Origin of the sequence: Archangium violaceum Cb vi76 (assembly GCF_000733295.1) — a bacterium.
In the GTDB taxonomy this organism is placed as follows: Bacteria; Myxococcota; Myxococcia; order Myxococcales; family Myxococcaceae; genus Archangium; species Archangium violaceum.
The window spans coordinates 1-284 of record NZ_JPMI01000362.1 but is presented as its reverse complement, the minus strand read 5'-3'; the positions used below and the strand labels follow the sequence as shown (position 1 = coordinate 284).

The window sequence follows — 284 nt, the reverse complement described above, 5'->3', positions numbered from 1 at the left end:
GCCGCCCCTGCAATAGCCCCGGGACTCACTCTCGTACCTGAAGAGGGCGGACTCTTATGGCTGGTGGCGTCAACAAGGTCATTCTCATTGGCAACCTCGGGGCGGACCCCGAAGTGCGCTTCACCCCGGGCGGCCAGGCAGTGGCCAACTTCCGCATCGCAACGACCGACACCTGGACGGACAAGAACGGCCAGAAGCAGGAGCGCACCGAGTGGCACCGAATTGTCGTGTGGGGCAAGCCCGATGAGAACTGTGGGGAGTACCTCAAGAAGGGCCGTCAGGTG

The 284-nt window shown here is 63.4% G+C and carries 1 protein-coding gene; it reads left to right on the top strand.

All coding sequences use genetic code 11. The annotated features are described in order from the left end of the window. Positions 1 to 56: 56 nt before the first annotated feature. A partial coding sequence (locus Q664_RS45410; RefSeq protein ID WP_043411762.1) for a single-stranded DNA-binding protein occupies positions 57 to 284 on the top strand: 228 nt, incomplete at its 3' end.